1 protein-coding gene and 3 tRNA genes are annotated in these 2,026 nt (G+C 48.9%); 3 read left to right on the top strand and 1 reads right to left on the bottom strand.

Annotated features, from left to right (window positions below):
* Window positions 1-7: 7 nt before the first annotated feature.
* The 3 genes from ACYVG7_RS05225 to ACYVG7_RS05235 all read left to right on the top strand — a co-directional run bounded on the left by ACYVG7_RS05225 (window position 8) and on the right by ACYVG7_RS05235 (window position 329).
* Window positions 8-83, top strand: a tRNA-Lys gene (locus tag ACYVG7_RS05225).
* Window positions 84-166: 83 nt separating this feature from the next.
* Window positions 167-242: transfer RNA gene (locus tag ACYVG7_RS05230), tRNA-Val, on the top strand.
* A gap of 11 nt (window positions 243-253) precedes the next feature.
* Window positions 254-329: transfer RNA gene (locus ACYVG7_RS05235), tRNA-Lys, on the top strand.
* A 51-nt stretch (window positions 330-380) separates the two neighbouring features.
* On the opposite strand, the gene ACYVG7_RS05240 is transcribed toward ACYVG7_RS05235, so the two are convergent.
* Window positions 381-2,026 (bottom strand): methyl-accepting chemotaxis protein (locus ACYVG7_RS05240; protein WP_460882170.1); only part of this gene is annotated, 1,646 nt, incomplete at its 5' end.

Below are 2,026 nucleotides of genomic sequence, written 5' to 3' on the forward strand. Positions count from 1 at the left end.
TTTAAATGGGTTGTTAGCTCAGTTGGTAGAGCAGTTGACTCTTAATCAATTGGTCGAAGGTTCGAGCCCTTCACAACCCACCAATTTAGTAGTGTTGTAAGAAAACGGTATTGTTGGGAATAACTTCGAGGTCTGAAGTATTTCCACAACCCACTAGTTAGTCCCAGGTCGCTTAGCTCAGCTGGGAGAGCACCTCCCTTACAAGGAGGGGGTCACTGGTTCGATCCCAGTAGCGACCACCAAGTTTTAAGATGGGTCGTTAGCTCAGTCGGTAGAGCAGTTGACTTTTAATCAATTGGTCGCAGGTTCGAATCCCGCACGACCCACCAAATTTAAAATCCCGCCTTAAGGCGGGATTTTTTTATGCGCAGTTTATTCAGTTAAGTGCGGAGCTTGCCAAGTTGATCTTCCAGATGATGAACTTGTTGTTTCAAGCTCGAACTACCCTGGTTGGCTCGGTCTGCTTGTTGGGTGAGCATCCCTGCGGCATCACCAATTCGAGTCAAATTCATATTGATCTCTTCACTGACAGAGCTTTGCTCCTCGGCTGCCGTTGCTACCTGGGTAATGTGGTCATACATAGCCTGGATCTGCTGCACGACGTGCAATAAGCTGGTATACGCCTCGTCTGAGCTACGTACGGTAGTGTGTGCTCGATCCACCCCTGAATTAATGATCCCCAGCGTATTCGCGACTTCATTTTGCAAGTTACTGATGAGAGTACCGATTTCATCGGTCGACACTCTGGTCTTCGACGCCAAGGCCCTTACCTCGTCGGCTACGACGGCAAATCCACGCCCCATGTCTCCTGCTCGAGCCGCTTCTATGGCCGCATTCAAGGCTAGCAAATTGGTTTGTTCTGATATGGCACGTATCACATCCAAAATGCCGCTGATATTGGCGCTGCTGGTAGCTACCTGGCTGATTGCCTTATTCGCCGTGCCCATCTCGGCAGCCAGTAATTCAATTTCCTGCTTGGTTCGGGAGAGTGTCTGCTGAGCGTCTTCGGTTTGTTTGGTTGCATGTTCCGCTTCAGTGGCGGCCTCTGCTGCATAACGAGCAACATCCGATGCGGTTGTACTCATCTCGTGCATTGCTGTCACCACGCTATCAATTTCGCGGTGTTGCAACGAGACACTGTCGTGGATCTCATCGGCGATGGTACCTACACGAACGGACTCGGCACTCACTTCATGACCCACCTTTTTCAGTTCGACAATGATATCGCGGAGCTTGGATATAAAAAGATTGAGGTGACGGGCGAGAGTAATCAGTTCTGCATGGATCTTCACGCCTATTTTTTGTGTCAAATCGCCCTCTGCAGAGGTCAAGTCCGCAACATGAGTCGTAATAAGGCGTAGAGGTTTAGCGATTGAACTGAGCAATATCACCAGCAGTATGATGGCAACCAAAGTGATCACCATGCCAATGATGATTTGTTTCACCTCTACATATTTCATCAATTCGTGCAGCTCCCTGGCTATCAGGTTGGCTTGAGCGGTCGCTTGCTCTTGGGGAACCGATAGCAGCAAGGCCCATGTCTGGCCTGCCATGGAAATTTCGATTGGGTAGCGAGCCCAGATAAAGTGGTTGTTAACCAGTGTCGGCGTATCACTTGTTAGTAGACGATTCCAGTTTTCTGCTTCATCTCCGTCTAATTCATCCAGCGGTCTGCCCAATTTATCCTTGTGCTGACTGCTGCTGACGATGAGTTTCTTACTACTGAGCAGTAGTACCGATGCGGTTCCGGCGTAAAGCGTTTTGGATAACTCCTCGGCCTGTTTCTGGAATAATGGTAAGTTTAGATCGACACCAACAACACCGGTGAATTTGCCGTCACGCAGTACGGGGAAGGTTAGACTGGTCATTAATTCGCTATGGCCTGGGGATATCTCGTAGAGGTAAGGCTCCATCAGGCATGGTTGTAATTTGTTTTTTGCACACAGGTGGCTAATAACATCATGTCGATCGGCCAATAACATCATGCCGATCACTATTTTTCTGCCCGCGTTTATAGCGTCTTTCT

The sequence above is a fragment of the Pseudaeromonas pectinilytica genome (genome assembly GCF_054780855.1).